Source organism: Methanobrevibacter sp., from assembly GCF_030539555.1.
Taxonomy (GTDB): domain Archaea; phylum Methanobacteriota; class Methanobacteria; order Methanobacteriales; family Methanobacteriaceae; genus Methanocatella.
On sequence record NZ_JAUNXX010000108.1, the window covers coordinates 1 to 3,401 of the forward strand.

At 28.9% G+C, this 3,401-nt stretch carries 2 protein-coding genes; both read right to left on the bottom strand.

The window, feature by feature from the left end:
- Positions 1-397: 397 nt before the first annotated feature.
- A complete protein-coding gene (locus tag Q4Q55_RS10055; RefSeq protein WP_303372669.1) occupies positions 398-1,786 on the bottom strand; it encodes a hypothetical protein in 1,389 nt (462 codons plus the stop codon).
- A 393-nt stretch (positions 1,787-2,179) separates the two neighbouring features.
- Positions 2,180-2,959: a hypothetical protein gene (locus tag Q4Q55_RS10060; RefSeq protein WP_303372670.1), complete on the bottom strand. Its 780-nt coding sequence runs from the start codon at positions 2,957-2,959 to the stop codon at positions 2,180-2,182.
- Positions 2,960-3,401 lie beyond the last annotated feature (442 nt).

The window sequence follows — 3,401 nt, forward strand, 5'->3', positions numbered from 1 at the left end:
AATCGTCCAAACCATCATCAAAATTATCAATACTTATCACATCATCATTTATTGCTTCGTTTCCATCTGCGAGTATATTTTCATGTGCGCTTGCTGCTGAAACTGACAGCAACAGGATAACCAATGAAAATATAATTATTTTAGTTTTAGATTTCATTTTATTAAACCTCGATTTTAATTTTTATTCCTAATTCTCTTTAAAAACTAGAAATAATGTTTTTAGCTTTAAAGGAAATTATTTTCAATATTTAAATGCAATTTTTTAGCATAGTTATTTTTATAAAAAACAATAAGATCCGAGCTAAAAAAATTATTCCTAATATTTAAAATCAATAAAAAGTATTTTTCATTAATTTAAATATTTTATAAAAACAGCGGGAAAATCCCTAAAATTTTTTTAAGGGATTGTGATTTCAATTACTCCGAATAATGCAAAAATAGAAGTATTTTCTACAATAAATGGAGAATCAACATTATATTTTTTAAAGAGAACATGATCGTGGTTATCTTCTTGTTCGGCACTGGCAATGGTATCGAATTCACTAACTTTTGGAAGATTTTCATAACTATTATGCTGTTTAGTGAAGCTGGTGTTGGTACATTCACATCCGATCATATGATGTGAATTGTGTTGGATATCTTCTGATATGTTGCTTGGTAAGCAATTTATCTGTTGGATAAATTTAAAGCTTTGTATTTCTGCAGTTTTATCAGAATTGTCTTGTGCATCGCGCAAACAACCTGTATCATCGGATAATTGCAAATCAGATTTCATATCATATGAATCAATACAAACATCAGGCATTGTATTTAAATCAGATGTCTGATTTATTAATGCCGTATTGTCCTGAATAATTAGCATGTCCGAAATATTACTATCTGATTCCATAAATAATTCCATTTCATCATCCAAGTCATAGGAATTTATTATTAAATCTGCATCCGGATAAAAACTGTAATCCGAATAATTGGAATAATCCTTATGGTTTCTTAACATTGGATTATAATTGGACGATGGAATATTGGCCATCACATCATGAGTAGATGGGAAGTTCATGAATTTATCAAAAATATCAAGAAATGCGTCCACATCAATTAAATTCATGGAATAATCAACATATTTCGCCCCGGCGCCCATAAACTTGATTAAATCATGTTTCAAAGAGTCAAGGTTTGCAAAATCAATAATATGGCTGTTGGCATTAAAAACATCTCCAATTTTATTTTCTTCTAACAGGTGTTCTAATGAATCCAAATTCAGATAATCGAAATATTCTCTGTAACTGGAGTATGTTTGCGCAAAAAGATTTTCAGCGGGAATATCCTTTAATGCTTCAGCACACATAACATCAGGGGATTGGGAATTGGAATGCTTTCCATCAACACTGCATTCATCATCTTTGACATCTGCATCGTCACCTTCTGAATACAGTGAACTTGAAGATGGCTTTTGAACAGCGAAATTCTTATTTAAGGAAGCGCTAGCATAGGTCATGCCCTTAAACCCATAGTCTGAAGAAGCATCGTTCTCGTCCAATGGGCGCTGATAAGTATCCTGTTTAATACTGTCTTCAGAGATATTTTCATCAACAACAACATTATCCTCAGGGAGAGGATTATCGTCAATATCATTTTCATTATAACTTTGATCAGAGCCCAATTCAATGTAATCTGAAGCCAAATCAGACCCGTCATCAATTGTTATATTTTCTTCTGCACTGACAGCAGACATCAGCATGAATATCAATATCAATGAAAATATAATAATTTCTTTTCTAAATTTCATATTCCCAACACATTGACAACTTTATAGATTAATATATAAATAATTTTTTGTTTTATTATTTCGCCTGCTCATGCTTTAAAATCCAGTTTCTGCTAACATTACTTTTTGATTTTAAATAAAAGGATTTTAATTTTGTATTGTCATGATTTGACGAAAATTGATTTATAATTTTTTAATTATCAGAAATTATTTTTACGGAGTTACTTTCAGGATAAATTTACTTCTGAAAATATTGCTACGACTCAAAATTGCATTGGGCAATTATTAAATTTAATCTAAAAGCGAAAAAAAGTAAAAAGGAAATCTAAATGATTCTCTAAAAACAGTTAATCGATTTCAAATAGTCTTTTAAAAAATAATTAAAAATAAAATGGAGATTTAAACTCCAATTTTTTAAAAGAATTCTTCACTATGCCTTTGTATCGCATCAGCCAATTCATCGGCATTTATCTCAATATTCATTTTTGCAAAAAATTCTGTAATTCCATTCTTATTAACTTTTAACTCAGGATTTTTCACAAAATCGCGAACCAATTTCAAATCATCAGGGTTTGAAATCCTTTTAAAATGTTCAAACTCAAATACATCAATTTCTGAGCCATTATTCATAGAGCCATACTCCTTTTTAGTTAATTGTATACCATTTATATTTTTATCATTAATAAACCTTGATAACATTCCACCATATAATGAATCTTCACACTCATTATTTTCCCCAATTGATCTTTTTGAATCATTGCATTGGGACAATGTAAAAATATAATATACAAATGAAGCTTCCCTAACTTTCTTAATTAAATTTTCATGAACTCCCTTAGCTTTTAAAATCCACAACCCCTCCCTTCCCCCAACCAATTCATAATCTTCATGAATTCTCAAAAAAATGTTAAAATTTTTATAGGAGGGTGGAGACAAGACATGGTCAGGATGATTATGAATAGAAGAAATATGTTTACCTTCAAATTCACCACCTGCAGAATCTAACCTAACTTTATCCTCTTTTCCTTTTACACATTTAAGAATTTCACCAGTAACATAATCAAACAATAAACCCCACTCATAATCTAGACATCTTGTCTTTTGTATGAAATCAACAATAGTATTATAAGCATTATGACCAAATTCATCCGGCAAATCCACTTTTTTAATTACCGGCACATTTTTATTTTCCAAATTTCATACTCCTCAAAATCACTGCCAACATTCACCAAATTACATACAATAACAATTAAACAAAGAATAATATTTTTAATTTCCATGACTTTAAATTTATTAAATCAGCAATATAAAGCTTAATTTTAAAATTAAAAAGTAAATCATTTAATAAATAGTTTTTTAAAAGCAATTTTACAGTATTAAATTAATTTTATGCAATTGGTCCAATTTAATGAAAATTTAGTCCACTTCTTTTCAAAACTCGATGAAACAAAGACTAGTCCCCCTCCTTACAAAAACTTCAAAATCAAACATGATCAATTTAAAATGACAAATAAAAATATAAACTTATTGAACTGATTAAAAACAAGTTAAAAATTATTTAGTGACCGGATAACAACTTATTAGTCTAAAAAAATTAAAGACCTTAGGAATCTAGAAAAAGTAAAATTGCATTTGT